18 protein-coding genes and 2 tRNA genes are annotated in these 16,760 nt (G+C 38.5%); 7 read left to right on the forward strand and 13 right to left on the reverse strand.

All coding sequences use genetic code 11. The features are described from left to right. Positions 1-78 precede the first annotated feature (78 nt). The 7 genes from ACSBL2_RS23480 to ACSBL2_RS23510 form a co-directional block, all read right to left on the reverse strand. Positions 79-1,098: a FecR family protein gene (locus ACSBL2_RS23480; protein WP_442588989.1), complete on the reverse strand. Its 1,020-nt coding sequence runs from the start codon at positions 1,096-1,098 to the stop codon at positions 79-81. A 57-nt stretch (positions 1,099-1,155) separates the two neighbouring features. Next, the gene (locus tag ACSBL2_RS23485; RefSeq protein ID WP_442588990.1) at positions 1,156-1,764 is read right to left on the reverse strand and encodes an RNA polymerase sigma factor; all 609 of its coding nucleotides are present in this window, start codon (positions 1,762-1,764) and stop codon (positions 1,156-1,158) included. A 529-nt stretch (positions 1,765-2,293) separates the two neighbouring features. Then, positions 2,294-2,962, reverse strand: a complete 669-nt coding sequence (locus tag ACSBL2_RS23490) for a hypothetical protein (RefSeq protein ID WP_442588991.1) — start codon at positions 2,960-2,962, stop codon at positions 2,294-2,296. A 34-nt stretch (positions 2,963-2,996) separates the two neighbouring features. After that, positions 2,997-4,229 (reverse strand): hypothetical protein, encoded by a 1,233-nt coding sequence (locus ACSBL2_RS23495; RefSeq protein WP_442588992.1) that lies wholly within the window; start codon positions 4,227-4,229, stop codon positions 2,997-2,999. A gap of 485 nt (positions 4,230-4,714) precedes the next feature. Further along, positions 4,715-5,779 (reverse strand): nucleotidyl transferase AbiEii/AbiGii toxin family protein, encoded by a 1,065-nt coding sequence (locus tag ACSBL2_RS23500; RefSeq protein ID WP_442588993.1) that lies wholly within the window; start codon positions 5,777-5,779, stop codon positions 4,715-4,717. Next, positions 5,776-6,504 carry a DUF6577 family protein gene (locus tag ACSBL2_RS23505; RefSeq protein WP_442588994.1) on the reverse strand — a complete coding sequence of 243 codons (729 nt, stop codon included), beginning with the start codon at positions 6,502-6,504 and terminating at the stop codon, positions 5,776-5,778. Before ACSBL2_RS23505 ends, ACSBL2_RS23500 begins: the two co-directional genes overlap by 4 nt. Positions 6,505-6,751: 247 nt before the next feature. Then, entirely contained in the window at positions 6,752-6,973 is a 222-nt protein-coding gene (locus ACSBL2_RS23510; RefSeq protein WP_442588995.1) for a DUF4138 domain-containing protein, read from the reverse strand. A gap of 41 nt (positions 6,974-7,014) precedes the next feature. On the opposite strand from ACSBL2_RS23510, the gene ACSBL2_RS23515 reads away from it, so the two are divergent. Then, positions 7,015-7,284: a transposase gene (locus ACSBL2_RS23515; protein WP_442588996.1), complete on the forward strand. Its 270-nt coding sequence runs from the start codon at positions 7,015-7,017 to the stop codon at positions 7,282-7,284. Positions 7,285-7,322: 38 nt separating this feature from the next. Further along, positions 7,323-8,462 (forward strand): transposase, encoded by a 1,140-nt coding sequence (locus ACSBL2_RS23520; protein ID WP_442588997.1) that lies wholly within the window; start codon positions 7,323-7,325, stop codon positions 8,460-8,462. Between the two features lie 170 nt (positions 8,463-8,632). Here ACSBL2_RS23520 and ACSBL2_RS23525 read toward each other — a convergent pair. Beyond that, positions 8,633-8,709: transfer RNA gene (locus ACSBL2_RS23525), tRNA-Asn, on the reverse strand. Positions 8,710-8,830: 121 nt separating this feature from the next. Then, a tRNA-Asn gene (locus tag ACSBL2_RS23530) sits at positions 8,831-8,904 on the reverse strand. Between the two features lie 145 nt (positions 8,905-9,049). Here ACSBL2_RS23530 and ACSBL2_RS23535 point away from each other — a divergent pair. Further along, positions 9,050-9,970, forward strand: coding sequence for a PfkB family carbohydrate kinase (locus tag ACSBL2_RS23535; RefSeq protein WP_442588998.1), 921 nt, complete (start codon positions 9,050-9,052; stop codon positions 9,968-9,970). Between the two features lie 47 nt (positions 9,971-10,017). Here ACSBL2_RS23535 and ACSBL2_RS23540 read toward each other — a convergent pair whose 3' ends face one another. From ACSBL2_RS23540 to murB, 4 genes are all read right to left on the reverse strand, one after another. Further along, positions 10,018-10,254, reverse strand: a complete 237-nt coding sequence (locus ACSBL2_RS23540; RefSeq protein ID WP_442588999.1) for a cytochrome b5 domain-containing protein — start codon at positions 10,252-10,254, stop codon at positions 10,018-10,020. Beyond that, positions 10,254-10,937 carry a lycopene cyclase domain-containing protein gene (locus ACSBL2_RS23545; RefSeq protein ID WP_442589000.1) on the reverse strand — a complete coding sequence of 228 codons (684 nt, stop codon included), beginning with the start codon at positions 10,935-10,937 and terminating at the stop codon, positions 10,254-10,256. The genes ACSBL2_RS23540 and ACSBL2_RS23545 overlap by 1 nt, the downstream gene beginning before the upstream one ends. Positions 10,938-11,092: 155 nt before the next feature. Further along, positions 11,093-11,623 (reverse strand): RNA polymerase sigma factor, encoded by a 531-nt coding sequence (locus ACSBL2_RS23550; protein ID WP_442589001.1) that lies wholly within the window; start codon positions 11,621-11,623, stop codon positions 11,093-11,095. A 172-nt stretch (positions 11,624-11,795) separates the two neighbouring features. Beyond that, on the reverse strand, positions 11,796-12,812 hold the full coding sequence (gene murB, locus ACSBL2_RS23555) for a UDP-N-acetylmuramate dehydrogenase (protein WP_442589002.1): 1,017 nt from the start codon (positions 12,810-12,812) through the stop codon (positions 11,796-11,798). A 154-nt stretch (positions 12,813-12,966) separates the two neighbouring features. On the opposite strand from murB, the gene ACSBL2_RS23560 reads away from it, so the two are divergent. The 4 genes from ACSBL2_RS23560 to ACSBL2_RS23575 all read left to right on the forward strand — a co-directional run bounded on the left by ACSBL2_RS23560 (position 12,967) and on the right by ACSBL2_RS23575 (position 16,750). Further along, on the forward strand, positions 12,967-13,575 hold the full coding sequence (locus ACSBL2_RS23560; RefSeq protein WP_442589003.1) for a TetR/AcrR family transcriptional regulator: 609 nt from the start codon (positions 12,967-12,969) through the stop codon (positions 13,573-13,575). 145 nt (positions 13,576-13,720) lie between these two features. Further along, entirely contained in the window at positions 13,721-14,332 is a 612-nt protein-coding gene (locus ACSBL2_RS23565; protein WP_442589004.1) for a TetR/AcrR family transcriptional regulator, read from the forward strand. 31 nt (positions 14,333-14,363) lie between these two features. Beyond that, positions 14,364-15,689: a TolC family protein gene (locus ACSBL2_RS23570; RefSeq protein ID WP_442589005.1), complete on the forward strand. Its 1,326-nt coding sequence runs from the start codon at positions 14,364-14,366 to the stop codon at positions 15,687-15,689. Next, positions 15,686-16,750: an efflux RND transporter periplasmic adaptor subunit gene (locus tag ACSBL2_RS23575; RefSeq protein ID WP_442589006.1), complete on the forward strand. Its 1,065-nt coding sequence runs from the start codon at positions 15,686-15,688 to the stop codon at positions 16,748-16,750. Before ACSBL2_RS23570 ends, ACSBL2_RS23575 begins: the two co-directional genes overlap by 4 nt. The last annotated feature ends 10 nt before the right edge of the window (positions 16,751-16,760 follow it).

A 16,760-nucleotide genomic window follows, 5' to 3' on the forward strand; every position in this document is an offset into this window, starting at 1 on the left:
GTTTTTGGCATTAGAATTCCCTTACAGCCCATCGGAAGGCTGTTCGGCATCTTCTGCCCAATTATTATTTAAGGTTGTTTATTTTGAAATGATGAATACGTTATTTACTTTTTTAAGCGATAAATCATTGGCTGAAGCAATGGTATTTAAGATACTTTCCACTTTGTCCTTTTCAGAAAACTCACCATAGAAAGACATCGATTGAATTTCCGCAGACTTGTATTTAATTTTAACGTGATAGTAAGACTGCAAACGGTTCAGTGCTTCATGAAGCGGGGTATTATTAAAGATGAGCTGAGGAGAACTAGCGGTATATAAAATATCATGATTATCTATATCCGTTTTTTCTTTAACGACTTCTTTAATAGGGGCAATTAGTGCTTTTTTCGTAGAAACATGATAAGTTAATTGCTGTCCGGGCGTCAAATAAGCAAGGGGACTTTCAGATTTTCCTGAGTGGTATTTTACCATGACCTTACCGGTAATCAGTTTCACCTGTATCTGATCTTTAGCAACAGTTTTGTCGACCCAAAAGGAAGTTCCCAATGCTGTAGTAGAAATATTGCCGGAGAACACAGTGAATGGATGGTGCTTATCTTTGGCTACCTCAAAGAAAGCCTTGCCCTGGAGTTCGACTTTTCTGCTTCCGGCTGCAAATGGCACCTGCCATACCAACTCACTACCCTTTGATAATTTAACTACCGAGCCATCCTGAAGCTGAAGAACATAAGTTTCGGTACCCTTATTAATTACCCTTTTAAAATGTAAGGAGGCAGACAGGGTGGGCACTCGTTTTTGCATATTTTCTTTCTGAAAATATCCAGGAAGATACCATGTCGACAGGAATCCAATCAGCAGCAATACACTTGCTGCCGCATACCAGGTAGGATTAAACCAGCGAATGCTACGCAGCTGTTGCCCGTTGGCCTTGTCAATCTGCTGTTTCAACCGGATACCGATATCCGTACTAACGGTGACTTCACTTTCAGAATTATAGTGATCAATCCATCTTAAAAGCATTTGCTCTTCCGCGGGATTGCACTTTCCGTCAAGATATTTATCAATTAATTTTTGTAATGATTCCTTTTCTGGCTGCATATACCGTGTAGTTGCAGTAAATCAAAAAAGTACTATACCAGGAATGTTAAGGTTATATTAAGAAAAAAACCACATGATAAATAAAGACGCACTGGTTCCAGGCACCTGGTTATTGACTGCCTTGCGTAATTTTAACATCGCATTGGCCAACTGGTTTTTTACAGTTTGAGAAGAAATACCCAGGGTGGTGGCGATCTCTACAATACTCAATGATTGCTTGTATTTCAGGTTGAAGACCTCACGCATTTTTTCAGGCATCTCTTCAATAGTTTCGGCAACCAGACCGACAAGCTCAGTATATATAAACTCCGGATCATCTTCCGGCTCCATTACACTGGTACCATTTTGCACCTGTTCAAGAAAAGAGGCGTAGTTTTTAAGATGTTTCTCTTCCAGCCCCTTTCTCCTGAAATGCATAAAAACTTTGAAGAATAAAGAAGATACCAGGTAAGTCTCTACAGATTTTTCCACCTTTAGTTCCTTACGGCGCTGCCAGAAATCAATAAACAACTCTTGTACAATATCAAAGGCATCGTCATCTTTACCGGTCTTTTTAAGCGCAATACTAAAAAGCAGCTTCCAGTACCGGTCATAAAGTTCAGAAAATGCAGAATAATTGGATTCAGTAATTTGATGAATAAGAGCCTTATCAGATTTTTCTTTCATTAACCACCTCAGTTAAAATATTACTGCTGCAAACATAACTTTAGCATATTACCCTAGTATTAAGATTATGCAATGGACGTGTTATAATAAATTTTCCAGGATGGCTATCAACCCGAACAGATGCGTAGGGAAAAATCACATAGAAACAAAAAACCCCCTTTTTTCTTGCGAAAAAAGGGGGTTTAATTCTGCTCCCTCTGCTGGGCTCGAACCAGCGACCCTCTGATTAACAGTCAGTCGCCCCGTAGCTATATTAGTCTACCTATCAGGTAGGTATGGAGTCAAAGAAATTAACCGTGACGTATTTGTGACGGTTTTTATTATTTACATAAATATACCGTTTTATGTCTATAAGTCAAAGCATTTCTGGTCTTAAATGAAGGTAATATTCTAATTTTTTGAGTAATTAATTCAGCCGAACGGCTAAAAATTGTAATACTTTACGGTCAAGTATTTTTCTATATTATCTTTAAATACATCTCCGTTCAAAACTACTTCAGATGTCTTTTCCAATTCAAAATTTCCTTTTTCATTTTTGAAGTGCAGGATAATACACTATTTTACCGGAGTTCCAGCTAACATGCAAACTCATTCCCGTCTGTTTCATTATTTCATAAGCAGGATAGCATCGGGTATATATTGGAATTGGTTTGGACTTTTTGGGAATAGAATTTAAAGCTACTTCTGTGCTTGACTTATAGTCTTCAAAATCTACTTGTTTTGGTTTGCCGTCAAGAGCATAGCTTCCATTTGGACTTCTGGTTATCCTAACTTTATTGTAGAGTTCAAATCCAAACAGATCTTCGATACCAACGACCACATTATGAAAGGGATAATTTCCTTCATTTTCAATATCCAACTGCACCTCCACGAAATCACCTATTTCAGGCCTGTCGGTTCTTTTTATAGCACGAAGGTTCAATATGGGGAGATTGTTACCCCCTGTCATATATTTCCGGAATTCTTCTTCCTGTTCTGCGTTCTTTTTGTAAACCCCGGCCAGTTCCTCTAACGTTTCTTTTTGTTCTTTGGTTACCTGCTCTAGTTTTCGCTGAAAAGACTGTGCTTCTGCTTTGCTATCATCGGCATCTTTTTTGTCCTCTTTTGCCGCTAAATATTGGGCAAATCCTAAACCCAAGGCAGCTAACGAACTGACTATTGCAAAAATCAGAATGATAAGGTTTTTATCCATTTTCATTTAATGACTGTAATTAAGCTAAAATAGATGTTTCTCATTTAGGCAGATGAAATGAAATAATCGCCAAGTCTAGTTCCCTGTTTCTGTCGTCATTCAAATGGAACTTATAATTAAACCAAGTCTCATCTTTTTTACCAAGGTCTTTCAGATAATTTTCATGTTTTTTTGAGCTTGTTTCTATCTTATGCAAAACGTCCGTAAACTCATTGTTTTGTACAAAATTTATGATAGCAACCTTTGAATTCCTCCAGGTCAAATAGCCTAATAACTGATCTATGGTTTTTAAAAAACCCGATTCACCTTTCCAATATTTACATTCAGCAACAAATACGACACTACTATCATATCTTAATGAGATGTCCGTTCTACCTTTTTTATTGAAGGTTTCTCCTCCTGCACTCCCATATTCAAAATTAGGGTCAAGTACAAACAAGATATGATCTCTTATATCTTCTTCGCTCTTTCCTTTGTATGAAGATGGCATTCGTTCAAAATTCTTCCCAATATCATTTATCAGCTTAAGAATCTTAATATAATTTTCTTCGTCTAGCATTGGTTCAGGTGTAAATTTCTTATCCAAAACTACAGGCTTTACAATGATTTTATCTCTTAAACTAGGACTGGGCACGGAAAACGTATGAGATATATTTTCCTTCTTTCTTAAAGGCACACCGAGTGCAGAAACTAAATTATTCTTCTTTTCGATCTGAGTTTTTCTTGCATCTATGGTATATTTAAAATAGCTGCTTAAATTCTCATTGAATTTATTACAATCCCTGACAATCCCTCCATAATTGCTTTGAATGTTGCGCAACTTCTCTTCATACTGCCTCTTTATTTTTTCAGGATCATTATAAAAATTGACAACTTCAATCAAAAAACATCTTTGCCGTGGTTCTTCGGCAACATCAACTGTCATCATTGTCCACGGATTTGGACGATAAGCTAGTAAGCCAATATTTCCGGAATATGGCAAGTGATAAATCATAACCTCTTTGCGGTAAGATTTTGTATCACTATCTTCCATTCCGAATTCAAATCTAGGAAATCTGGATGCGGGGATATCACGCTCAACAGCATCCACAAATACTTCTTCAAATTTAATTTCAGGTACTGAAAGCCTAAATTTTTGGTATAAATGAGCTATGTAGTCATCAGTATTCACACCCAGTAAATATGTATCGGGCTGGTTGTTTATTTCCTCTATGATTGAGCGCCTGATCCCCTCAAAATATTCTTCTAGTGATCCTCCTGAATAAAATCTCATAATCTCAGGCTATAATTAAGCTGTATCTATTTCTCATTTGAACGAAGAAACTAATTAACAATTAAAATATCAAATATAATACTTAGGGGAAGCTCTTGCAAGCCCAATACTACCGCAAAACGCATCGATCTGGCAGTCGAGATCACATTTCGATGCGGTGACAGTAAACTGTGGGTGCTTTATCCACGATCAAACCACATGGAAGATTGCCCCTGCAACTGAAGGATTTTCCGGAGCCTGGGGTGCCGATAACCAGGCATGAACGTAGCACATTGATATTAATCCAGCCGTCCCGGACTTTGCCTTTAAAATTTCTCTGCTTTCTTCCATAAAGGGCTAGTTTTATTGGTGTCTTTAAATGATTTGGTCATCACCTAATTAGTGAGATTGGAGATAGGTCTCTAAGCATTGCGGAAGTTTCTGGAAGTAATATGATCTTTTTTATGCCCACTGTATAGAATGAGAATCCATACGATACATAAACGCTATTGTTCGCTTTCCATAATTGAGATCTGATGCCAGTAAAAGAATGCTTCCGGATTAGCCTTCTTCAATTTATTCAATTTTGAATTGAATGATTGGTCAATCGTTAAGTCTTTGATCTGCTCCGGATTCTCATAACACACAAAAGATTCCTTGCTGTGCTGTATCACTTTCGCCAGATATGCGGCCTTTGAAGCATCAATAATTGCCCTGTCTAAGTGGTAATTTTCGGAAAAGATGAAACGCCTGATTTGAGTTATCCCTTGCATAAGTAATTTATAATTACCTTTTCCTTCAAGTCCCCGGCTACAAATATGCAATGCCGTCTGATAAATATCTTCAGTAACTAAATTGATGTCAAGCTCACAATTCCGGTAGCCCAATTCGGTTTGAGCAAATACTCCAAAGGTCTTAGTAACTACACCAGTATCTTGTACATAGGTAAGCAAACTGCCAATATCATATAGCTGTTTGATGATCTCCATTGCACGGCTGTCTCCGTTCTTTTCATAAGGAATACCTGTTGTATTTGGCGCAAAAGCAGTCAATTTATCTCCCAGTATATCTTCGTAGCTTGGAATTTTAACCAAAATTGGATCACCATCCTGCATCAGGAAACTTGAATTGATCGGGAAATCCAGCACATTGATATAGTGTGGTTGTTCAAACAGAATATCGAGCAACACATAATCCTCAGTTTTACCATATTGGTGAATTGGCGAATAGAAGAATTTATAATGTGCCTTTTCAATATCTGAAGCAGCTTTTCTTTCGTGCAATTCAAATCTTGTAGATCCCTGCTCTGAGATCATCTTCTCAAAAAGCGCTTCCAGGTCTTGCTTTTCACTGATGATAATATCGATATCTATTGATAGTCTTTTAGTGCTGTCAACCAATAGCATTAAAGCCGTACCGCCTTTGAATACAAAATGAATATCTGCTTTAATCAATCCTTCCAACAGCAGCAGCGCACGTATAACTTTTTCAATCAGGATTTTGTCTGCCTTACGATTTTTAACAGACACTTCTTCCAGCCATTCGCTGGTAAGACTTTCGGAAGAAATCATGAATTGGCCTGTGTTTCTTTGTTTATTTTATTGATGAAATTACTGATCTCCTGTTTTTTTCCTTTTCGGGCAGCATATCTTAATAATCTGTTCATGTTAACCGTATACTTATAAAAGGCATCCAAATAAACTTCCGTTAACTCAGTTCCTCTGATGAAATCAAATTCAGGGTCGCAAAAAATATCGACCAGCAATTTTTCAATGGTGACTGTAGGAGTTTCATCAACCATATTCAGCGGACTTTCGGAAACAAGGTGCCTGACAATAATAGGATAGTTGAAATCAGGCAGCATATCATTCAATTGCTTGCTTTTTAATTTATAAAAGACTGGTTTGAAATCATCCTTTAATTGATAATAAGCCGATTCCGCAACTTCCCGTTCTACATCCACCAGAATAAACGGATAGCCACTCAGGTGTTGGGCAAACTCATTTAACACTAAAGATTCCCATACACAATATATCAAGGATGAACCAAAACGTTCTTTTAAAAAGTCGTTTACCTCTTTTACTTTAGGCGTACTGGCAGGTACGTACTCAACTCTTTCACCAAGTTCATAAAGACCCCGGCCAATACGTTTAAAAATAAAGGACTTTACCAGTTCATAAGCCCGCCAGTTGACTGTGCTGTCGCTGATCTCAGGCTTAATTCTCCTGTAAAAATTACGAAGCTCATCGAGGGTAATTGGCCCTTGATGCTTAGAAAAATAATTCCTTAGTTGCAATATGTCGTTATCCTGTCCGATATTCTTATCTATATATTAAAAACAAATTTACGGCAATAAATCGAAATTACTGCCGATAATTTGAAAAATAAGATTTTAATCTTAAAGGCTGAATTAGTTTGTCAAAACCATAGTTTTCGGTGATCATCGCCGAAAACTACTCAATTACATAAACCAATTATCGGCAATAAAACCATTTTACTGCCGATAATTTGAAATTTAAAAGGTGTCGGCTTCTAACAGTTTCTTATATTTTAATTTCAGGGTAACCGATCCTGCCGGACAGTTGCTTTTCACTGAGTTCTATTTTCAGCACTTTATGGCCTGGAAAAGTGAACTTTTTAAATACATATACATTGTGATAGTTTTTGCGGAAATTATGCTGATCAAACAGCACAAATTCTGGCTTGATCTTTCCTTCCCCCCAATAATTCCGCTTGAGGGGCTGTTGCACAACTAAATAAAACAACTATATTTTATTTATACCTCTTATTATCAGTATATTAGGTTATGCAAGGCAAAAAGATATATCAGGAGAAATTGTTCATCAATTTCCAGTTATCTGACCAGATTCCTGTCGATAACGTTTACCGTCACCTAAAAGAGCAGATCGATTTTAGCTTTCTGTACATCCTCACCAAGAAGTATTATGGGCAGGAAGGGCAAAAGAGCATTGACCCAGTGGTATTTATGAAGCTCATGCTGGCTGGCTATTTGGAAAATCTCAACAGCGACCGGCGGATCATTAATATTGTCGGAATGCGAATGGATATTTTATAGGCTACGACCTTGGAGAACAACTTCCCTGGCATAGTACCTTGAGTAGAACCCGGCAATTGTATGGCCAGGAGGTGTTCATGGAATTGTTCAAACGGGTACTTAAACAATGTATCGATAAGGGGATGGTCAGTGGTCGGAGACAGGCTGTTGATAGTGTTTACATCAAGGCCAATGCCTCACTGGACAGTATGGTCGAGCCGGAAATCTTATCGGATGCTGAGGTGTTTGGTGCAGAGCTATCTCGAGAAGAAGAATACACTAAAGAGGTCAAACTAGAACGACCAAGGGACTATAACGAGTTAAAGCCCAAAAAGAATCCCAGTAATAAAACACATTACAGTACCTCTGATCCGGATGCACGAATGTCCGTCAAGCCTGGAAAAGCTGCCGCGATGAATTATTTGGGACAGGTTGGTGTGGATATGGCTAGTCATGTGATTACCCATGTAGAGGTCTTCAGGGCGGACAAGAGGGATCAGCAGTGTCTCCCCGAACTGCTCCCCAAACTGGTAGAAACCCTAAAGGGAAACGGACTACAGATGCAGGAAGTTGTAGCTGATGCGGGCTATAGTAGTTTGCCTGCACTAAAGGCGATTGAGGACCAGGGATTGACCGGCTATATTCCCAATAACCGTAGGTTTATCTACAAGCGAGAGGGGTTTAGCTATCAAGCCGATGAAAATATATACCTATGTCCTACGGGTGGATCATTAACTTACAGAGGTACTCATCCTAGTCCAACAGGGCATAAACATGTGTATAAACTAAGCAAACTAGTATGCGGGGAATGCAGTAGAAAGAACGAATGTCCGGTTATGACCGTCAATGGTGGGATTATTAATGAGGTAGTAGGTAAACACTATTATGATCGTATGCATGAACGGATGCAGACGCGAAAGGCAAAGGTATTGATGAAAAAGCGCCAGAGTACAGTTGAGCCTGTGATCGGAACATTAGTGACTTATCTGGGAATGAAAAAGGTAGGATGCAAGGGGCTGGCAGGAGTAAATAAATGCTTGGCTATAGCCGCAGTAGCCTATAACCTCAAAAAGATGTTAAAATATGGATCCAGAAAAATCTTAAATCAAACGCAAGTGCTTGAAAGGAACCTGAAAAAAGCTGGATCACTTTATTCTCTTTTATTCAAAGGGTATAACCCATATAGCGAGCTAATATAAAAAGCTACAACTGAAGCTGAAATTAAACTAACCAAAATCTATCTTTTTCAAAAAAATAAATGAGCACTTAAAACGATGTTGTGCAACAGCCACTTGATCCCAATTCCGCTTGATCCCGTTAAAATCCTTATAAACCAAAAAAGCCTTACATTTCTGTAAGGCTCTTATTTTGGCTCCCTCTGCTGGGCTCGAACCAGCGACCCTCTGATTAACAGTCAGATGCTCTAACCAGCTGAGCTAAGAAGGAGTGCTGGCTATTTTAAAAAAGCTTTCGCTTGTTTAAAATGTTTTTAAGCGTTTTTGAAAACACAAGGTCCTCTATATTACAGAAAAACCGTTTCAACTGGTGTTGAAACGGTTTAAATCTGCTCCCTCTGCTGGGCTCGAACCAGCGACCCTCTGATTAACAGTCAGATGCTCTAACCAGCTGAGCTAAGAAGGAGTACTCTGGTTATCCACAAAACGCCTTTTTTTATATCTTAACAACATAAAGACTCGTTCGTTTTGGGAATGCAATATTAGGGCTTTTAAATTATTTATGCAATATTTGTAGAGAAAAAAATTAAAAAAAAATTAAAATAACTCATATGAGCCTGATAATCATTGGTACTGTAGCGTTCGATGCTATTGAAACTCCCTTCGGAAAAACAGATAAAATTGTTGGTGGTGCTGCTACTTATGCAAGTTTAGCTGCTTCTTACTTCTGTAATAAAGTAAAAATCGTTGGAGTTGTAGGCGATGATTTTCATAAAGAAGACATTGAAACCTTCAGCAAACACGGAATTGATACGGAAGGGTTACAGATCAAAGAAGGAGAAAAGTCATTTTTCTGGTCTGGTAAATACCACAACGACATGAACAGCAGAGATACGTTAATCACCGAATTAAATGTCCTGGCAGATTTCGATCCTATTATCCCTGAGAGTTATCAGGACTGCGAATATCTGATGTTAGGTAATCTTACCCCACAGATCCAGCAAACGGTCATTAAACGCCTTAAAAACCGCCCAAAACTGATTGTTCTGGATACCATGAACTTCTGGATGGACGTTGCAATGGATGATTTACTGGAAACACTTAAACTGGTTGATGTATTGACCATCAATGATGAAGAAGCACGTCAGCTGTCTGGCGAGTATTCTCTGGTTAAAGCAGCTAAAAAAATTCTTGCAATGGGCCCAAAATACCTGATCATTAAAAAAGGTGAGCATGGCGCACTGTTATTCCATGAAGACCAGGTTTTCTCTACTCCTGCACTGCCTTTAGCTGAAGTATTTGACCCAACAGGGGCTGGTGACACTTTTGCAGGCGGATTTATTGGTTACCTCGCTAAAGTAGGAACCATCAACTTCAACAACATGAAAAATGCAATTGTCTTTGGCTCTGCACTGGCATCATTCTGTGTAGAAAAATTTGGTACAGAAAAAATCCTGAACCTTACCGAAGAAGAGGTGGCAGCACGAATAAAAGAATTTGTGAACCTGAGTGCCTTCAAGATCGGATCATAATCCAACAATCATCAGCTAAGATAGCCTCCTGACCAAAAGGAGCTATTTTAGCTGATCATTTTCCCAACGACAGTAAATTTCTGGAAGACCGCTTCTGTATGTGGGGCATCAGCCAGTTCTGGTGTTAAATCCTGTCCTGCCCAATGCTCATAATGTTTCCCGTTCCTCCATAAACGGCTATCCGTCACCTCATAAATCAAACCTTTAAAGGCCACCCAGATCTGTGGTTTATCTTCTCCGTTTCGCAGGGCCAGCTGCTGTTTTGTGTATTCCGGTAAATCCATTACTTCAGACTCCTGCTTTTAAAGAGTTCGAAAAGATAAACTGTTAACAGCAGCATCCCCATAAAATAAAAAGTACTTTCAAAGGGTACTTTCAGCAGCTTAAGTATCAGTGTTTCTTCTTCTGTATACTGAATAACAGGCAAGGTATTCACCAGGACCATCGCACCATAAAAAGGAATCAAAGAGACGAGAAAAGCGCGGTAAAACCTGTACATAAACCTGATTTTATTGACATATTCAATGTAAAGTATAAACAGGAAGAGCAATACAAAAGTGATCAGGGTATACAGGTGATGGTAACCAAAATAAATGATGGCTATACAGATTCCCAGCAGGATATTGCTTAGGGCAAGGCTATACTTCTGCAGTTTATTTTCAGGGAAACGGATATTCAGAAAGATATAAATTGCCAGTCCGGTTAAAGGCATAGCAAGGGAGAAAAGCAATTCTTCCACCGGCAGTTGCCAGAGGTAATGATCAGTTAGATAAAGAGGATAAAAAACAATCGCCTTCATTTGAGTCAGGTATTCTGTGGGGACAGAAAACACAAACATGTTGATGAAAATAGCAGGAAAGACAAACTTCCATATGCCCTTTCCTGTGAGCTGGGATTTGAGCAGGAAAAACAACACTGATGGAATCAGCAACAGGAAGACATTGATAAACAAATACGTATAATTCATTATTTAGGATATGCAATTAAGGTTCAAAAATATACTTTTGGAACCGTTAAATCCTAGTATTTTTTTCCTTCCCTATTTTAGGGATCAAATCATAAGGTAAAAAAAAAGCCCAGACCATAAAGCCTGAGCATTCTCTCATAGGTAGGTGTAATATATTAAACGATATCTGCTCCCAAAATATCCTTTGAATAGGTTTTAAGGTATTTCTTCAATATCTGACGCGCCACATGTATTCTTGTTTTTACGGTACCGATAGGAATGTCAAGCATATCAGCAATCTCATGGTATTTGTATCCTTCAAAATATTTAACAAAAGGAACATAGTATTCAGGTTGCAAAGTAGCAAGCGCTTTATTGATATCGCCGATGACGAATTTACTGTCACTGGTATTCTTTGTGGAACTGTAGTGAAGGTTCGCAGAAGAGATGTCGTCAGACTGCGTAATCAAAGCATTGGTTTTAACCAGACGTCTATAATTGTTGATGAATGTGTTTTTCATGATCGTAAACAACCACCCTTTTAAATTGGTACCTTCCTTGAATTTACTGTAATAGGTCACAGCTTTCAGCATGGTATCCTGAACTAAATCGTTTGCATCTTCAATGTCTTTGGTAAAATTTAAAGCGAATGACTGTAAAGAAACAGAATGGTTGTCAAGCTGGAGGTTGAATTCATTTTTTGTCATAATGTTTTAAGTTTTAAAGGTTAAAAAGCTAACAAACAGGATTTTTATAGAGTGGCGCTGTCCAATTTGTTTAATTTTATATATTAACCTTTATACAACATATGTACCAAAAAACGAATTCTTGTTTAACCATTCATATTTATCGGGATAAACAGAATAATGGTAAGTTCTGTCACAGAATATTTACTTCACGCTCCAGATTAACCCCGAAAGTGGAGTGTACAGTGTCTATAATTTGTTCTGAAAAACTATACACTTCTTTACCAGTGGCATGGCCATGGTTTACTAAAACCAATGCCTGATTTTTCCAGGTACCAGTCTCTCCACTGATCCGCCCTTTAAAACCACAATATTCAATCAGCCAGCCAGCCGCCAGCTTAAATTGCCCGTTGCCCAGCGAAAAACTTACCATCTCCGGAAAATCGATTTTCAGGGTATGGTATTGCTCATCGGATACCACAGGATTTTTGAAAAAGCTACCTGCATTTCCTATGGTGGAAGGATCAGGCAACTTACTTACCCGTATTTCTGAGACAATTTTCGAAATATCCGCAATACCAGGTTCCGTAATATTCCTTTTGATCAGTTCAGCCTGTATGGCACCATACTGTATGTTAAGATCTGCTTTACTGCTTAATTTAAAACTAACTGAGGTAATAATGTACTTGCCTTTAAGCTCATTTTTAAAGATACTGTCGCGGTAAGCGAAATGGCAATCTGCATGTTCAAATTTCCTGATCTCTCCTGTAGCGATTTCATAAGCCAGACAAGATTCAAATATATCCTTTAGCTCTACCCCATAAGCCCCTATATTCTGGATCGGGGAAGCCCCGGCTGTACCTGGAATAAGGCTCAGGTTTTCCATTCCTGCAAAACCATGCGTTACACTATAATTCACCAGGTCATTCCATACGACGCCCGCACCAGCAGTCACCATAATATTCTCCCCTGTCACTGTATGTGTAATCCCTGGAATACTTATCTTTAATACAAGTCCTTCAAAATCTTCTGTAAACAACAGATTGCTGCCCCCGCCAATAACCAGGAGCCGTGCCTCTTTAAAAACGGGATAACGGCCAAGCTCCGCCAGTTGTTCAAGCGTAAAAATCTCAGAGAAATAACGGGACTTTACGTCAATACCAAAAGTGTTATAGGGCTTAAGAGAAATATTTTCTTGTAATAGGGGCATAAGGCTGTAAAAAGATTAATTTTAATGGCAAATGTAATTGTTCATGCTTGTAATAAATATGTTAAATGCAATATTTAATAATTATGCATAATTTACGTCCGATTATATATCGTTCAAGCCGAGATAAGATAAAATAAAAGCAAGCCGACCCAAGATGGAAAATCAAGATAAGAAAAGACTGTTAATCATCAATGCTGCACTGAACAGGTTTGCACATTATGGTCTTGCCAAAACAACCATGACAGAAATAGCAAAAGACATTGCATTTTCAAAGGCGTTGCTTTACTATTATTTTCCGGACAAACTGAGCTTGTATGTAAGTGTCATTGAACACATGATGCATACCATCAGCAGGGACGTGCTCAAATCTTTAGAGAAAACTTCTACAGCTTCAGAAGGAATACTCATGCTTCTCCATAAAAGACAGGCATTTGTACATAAATACTATAACCTCCTGGAATTTACCCAAACAATGGGTCCCGACTTGCCCGATGCCCTATTTGAAAAGTTTACGCGTGCCAGGGAATTTGAATTGAAAATCATATATGACCTTTTTGTAAAAGGCAATGCAAGTGGAGAATTTGAAATTGCCGATATCAAATTCATTGCAGAAATATTTGTTGAAGCGATTTCCGGAATTCGTTTCAATATAGTAAACCGTTCAAAAAGCATGTTCCCGGGAAAAGAACAGTTCAAACTGATCCTCAGCAAAGAGAAAAAATTCGCAGAGGTTTTTCTTAATGGACTGAAAACGAATAGCTAACCCCAACAACAAAGTCATATTAATGTCAAATTAAGCAGTTTAGAAGCATTCTTCTCCTTGTTTCTGCTGTACCTGTTTTTTATTCCCCCAATACGTCTTATTTTCGACTTTTAAATCAATAAAGTCAGAAAGTAGAAAAGTAGAAATGGCAGAAACAGATAAAAAGAGAGAGTTGATTATTGAAGGTGCGATAAAACGTTTTATCCATTTTGGCATCCAGAAAACTACAATGAATGAAATTGCGGAAGACCTTTCCGTATCAAAACCTTCTTTATACTATTATTTCCCCGACAAAAGCAGCCTGATATTAGGCGTAGTGGAAAAAATCTTTAACGACTATTTTGATGTACTCTCTAAAGACCAGACACACCAGGCGAACATAGAAAGCATCCTGTTGAACATTATTGAAATCAGGTATAAGTTCTTCCTAAAATACTATATGCTGCATTTGTCAGGCAATACCCCTGATCCTTCTTTTAACAGTGCCGAACTGAAAACATACATCATGAAAATGAAAGAGAAAGAGGGGAAATACTTTCAGCAAATATTTGAAACAGCCCTCAGCAATAAGGAAATCACAACTGAAGAGAACCTGGAAAAAACCGCCGATTTATACATATCCTGTTTATCCGGACTGACCTCACTCTGTGTCACCCATGGAAATAAGGAGCTTTTCCCGGATAAAAAAGAATTAAAAACAATGAAAGAGAAACAAATCAGCCTGACAAAGATCTTTATTAAAGGACTTAAAAATTAACCTCAGCCATCAACCTAAATGAAACGAAACAATGATTAAACGAATAAGACCAATCCCTCTTTTATTATTGGGTTTGTTATTTTCTAATCTTACTTATGCGCAGCAGCAACAACTTACGCTGAAGGACGCACTTAATTATGCAGTAGAGAATAATGCCAATGCCCGTAAATCCAAATTGGATATAGATGGTGGTAAATTTAAAACACAGGAAGTAAGAGCTCAAGCCTTACCACAGATTACGGGAAATGCCGCACTTAACTATAATCCGATTATTGGACAGCTGGTTTTTAATGGACAGGCAGTGCAGCTCGGAAACAAATGGGACAGTAATGCAAGACTGCAACTTAGTCAGCAGTTGTTCAATCAGCAGGTTTTTACGGGGCTGAAAGCAGCAAAGACAAGTGAAAGCTTCTATAACCTGAATGCTGATTTAACGGACGAGCAGGTCATTGAACAAGTAGCCAACGGATATTACCAGGTACTGGTGAGCAGGCAGCAACTGAATGTGATTGATACCAATATCAAAAATGTAAAAGTTGTGGAAAAGATCATCTCTAACCAATATGCGAACGGCCTGGCGAAGAAGATTGACGTGGACAGGATCAAGGTCAATTTAACCAATCTGCAAACTCAACGGGAACAGACGATCAATGCAGTGGTTCAACTGGAAAACCAATTGAAATATGCAATAGGAATGCCTGTTAACACGGATATTGTATTACCGGCAGATGAATTCTCAAAAATTGAGACGATGCCAGTACTTGCTGACAGTATTAATGTAGCTGGCAGGACAGAAATTAAACTGCTGAATGTACAAAAGGAATTATATGAACTGCAGCGTAAAGCATATGTAGCGGAATATTATCCTAACCTATCACTTACTGCAAATATTTCCACTACCGGGCAGAGTGGCAGATTCGACTTGTTCAGCAGAAATGGAAGTGCACTTTATTATGATGCTTCTGCCATAGGCCTGACTTTAAAGGTACCTATCTTTGATGGTTTTGCGACCCGCTCCAGAATTCGTCAGGCAAATGTTGATCTCAGGAAAGTAGACATAGACATCCGGGAGACGACCAATGGCCTGAACCTGGCTTATGAGAATGCCAAAATACAGCTCCGGAATAATATCAATACCATCAAAACGCAGCGTCAGAACGTACAGCTTGCCCAGGAAATCTATAACAGTACGCAAAATAACTACAACAATGGTCTTGCCGCATTAACTGATTTACTCGATACGGAGAATGCATTGACAGAAGCACAGAATAGTTATACACAGGCCTTATTAAATTATAAAATCGCCGAAATACAATTAATCAAATCTAACGGAAATATAAAATCACTATTAAAATGAAAAGAGGAATTATAACAGTTGTAACCATCATCGTTGTCCTTGGCCTTATTGCATGGGTTCTGAACAGCAATAAAAAGAAAAATGATGCACAAACAGCATTAGTTTCTGAAGGTAGTGGTGCTGTCAGCGTTCGTATCGCCGCAGTAAAAAAAGAACCTGTTGATTTAGATTTTAGTGTGAACGGAAATTTCGCACCTAAACAGGAACTGAACTTTCTCTCCGAAAATGCAGGTCGTGTGACTAAAATTTACGTGGATGAAGGTGATAAGGTGCAGAAAGGACAAATCCTTGCGCATATTGATGCCGAAATTATCAACACGGATAAAGAAACTGCCCAGGCAGCATTGGACAATGCGATTAGAGATGAAGCAAGATATGTAAGCTCTTTCGCTACGGGCGGTGTAACTCAGCAACAGCTGGACCAGGCAAAACTGGCTACCAGGAATGCAAGGTTAAGACTACAAAGCTCTTCCCGCAAAGTAAGTGATGCCAATATAAAATCGCCTATTACTGGTATAGTGAACAAAAGATATATTGAAGTAGGTGCTTTTGTCACTGCACAGGGTACCCAGATGTTTGAACTGGTAGATGTCTCAAAGTTAAAACTGAATGTAAATGTAAACGAGAACCAGGTAGCAAACCTTAAAATAGGCAACAGTGTACAAATCAGATCAAATGTATTTCCTGCCGATAAGTATACCGGAAAAATCACTTTCATTGCCGCTAAAGCAGACAATACATTAAACTTCCCGGTAGAAATTGAAGTGGAAAACAACCATACCAATACCATTAAAGCAGGAATGTATGGTACTGCCACTTTCAAATTTCCTGCACAGGCACCAACTATCACGGTTCCACGCGGATCATTTGTGGGGAGTGTCAGCAGCAACCAGCTTTTTGTACTGGAGAATGGCAATACTGCCAAAATCCGTAAAGTTGTGGCCGGCAGGATCATCAACGATAATGTAGAGATTATCGAAGGACTTAAAGAAGGAGAAACAGTTATAATCAGCGGACAAATCAATCTGATTGACGGATCTGCGGTTGCTCCTATTAAATAATAAAAGACGA

It is taken from the genome of Pedobacter sp. AW31-3R, assembly GCF_052180285.1.
Classification (GTDB): Bacteria; Bacteroidota; Bacteroidia; order Sphingobacteriales; family Sphingobacteriaceae; genus Pedobacter.

Excerpts from the sequence above, each read along its gene's own strand:
- ACSBL2_RS23480 (WP_442588989.1), bottom strand. The coding sequence starts at position 1,098 with ATGCAGCCAGAAAAGGAATCATTACAAAAATTAATTGATAAATATCTT.
- ACSBL2_RS23485 (WP_442588990.1), bottom strand. The coding sequence starts at position 1,764 with ATGAAAGAAAAATCTGATAAGGCTCTTATTCATCAAATTACTGAATCC.
- ACSBL2_RS23490 (WP_442588991.1), bottom strand. The coding sequence starts at position 2,962 with ATGAAAATGGATAAAAACCTTATCATTCTGATTTTTGCAATAGTCAGT.
- ACSBL2_RS23495 (WP_442588992.1), bottom strand. The coding sequence starts at position 4,229 with ATGAGATTTTATTCAGGAGGATCACTAGAAGAATATTTTGAGGGGATC.
- ACSBL2_RS23500 (WP_442588993.1), bottom strand. The coding sequence starts at position 5,779 with ATGATTTCTTCCGAAAGTCTTACCAGCGAATGGCTGGAAGAAGTGTCT.
- ACSBL2_RS23515 (WP_442588996.1), top strand. The coding sequence starts at position 7,015 with ATGCAAGGCAAAAAGATATATCAGGAGAAATTGTTCATCAATTTCCAG.
- ACSBL2_RS23535 (WP_442588998.1), top strand. The coding sequence starts at position 9,050 with ATGAGCCTGATAATCATTGGTACTGTAGCGTTCGATGCTATTGAAACT.
- ACSBL2_RS23540 (WP_442588999.1), bottom strand. The coding sequence starts at position 10,254 with ATGGATTTACCGGAATACACAAAACAGCAGCTGGCCCTGCGAAACGGA.
- ACSBL2_RS23545 (WP_442589000.1), bottom strand. The coding sequence starts at position 10,937 with ATGAATTATACGTATTTGTTTATCAATGTCTTCCTGTTGCTGATTCCA.
- ACSBL2_RS23550 (WP_442589001.1), bottom strand. The coding sequence starts at position 11,623 with ATGACAAAAAATGAATTCAACCTCCAGCTTGACAACCATTCTGTTTCT.
- murB (WP_442589002.1), bottom strand. The coding sequence starts at position 12,812 with ATGCCCCTATTACAAGAAAATATTTCTCTTAAGCCCTATAACACTTTT.
- ACSBL2_RS23560 (WP_442589003.1), top strand. The coding sequence starts at position 12,967 with ATGGAAAATCAAGATAAGAAAAGACTGTTAATCATCAATGCTGCACTG.
- ACSBL2_RS23565 (WP_442589004.1), top strand. The coding sequence starts at position 13,721 with ATGGCAGAAACAGATAAAAAGAGAGAGTTGATTATTGAAGGTGCGATA.
- ACSBL2_RS23570 (WP_442589005.1), top strand. The coding sequence starts at position 14,364 with ATGATTAAACGAATAAGACCAATCCCTCTTTTATTATTGGGTTTGTTA.
- ACSBL2_RS23575 (WP_442589006.1), top strand. The coding sequence starts at position 15,686 with ATGAAAAGAGGAATTATAACAGTTGTAACCATCATCGTTGTCCTTGGC.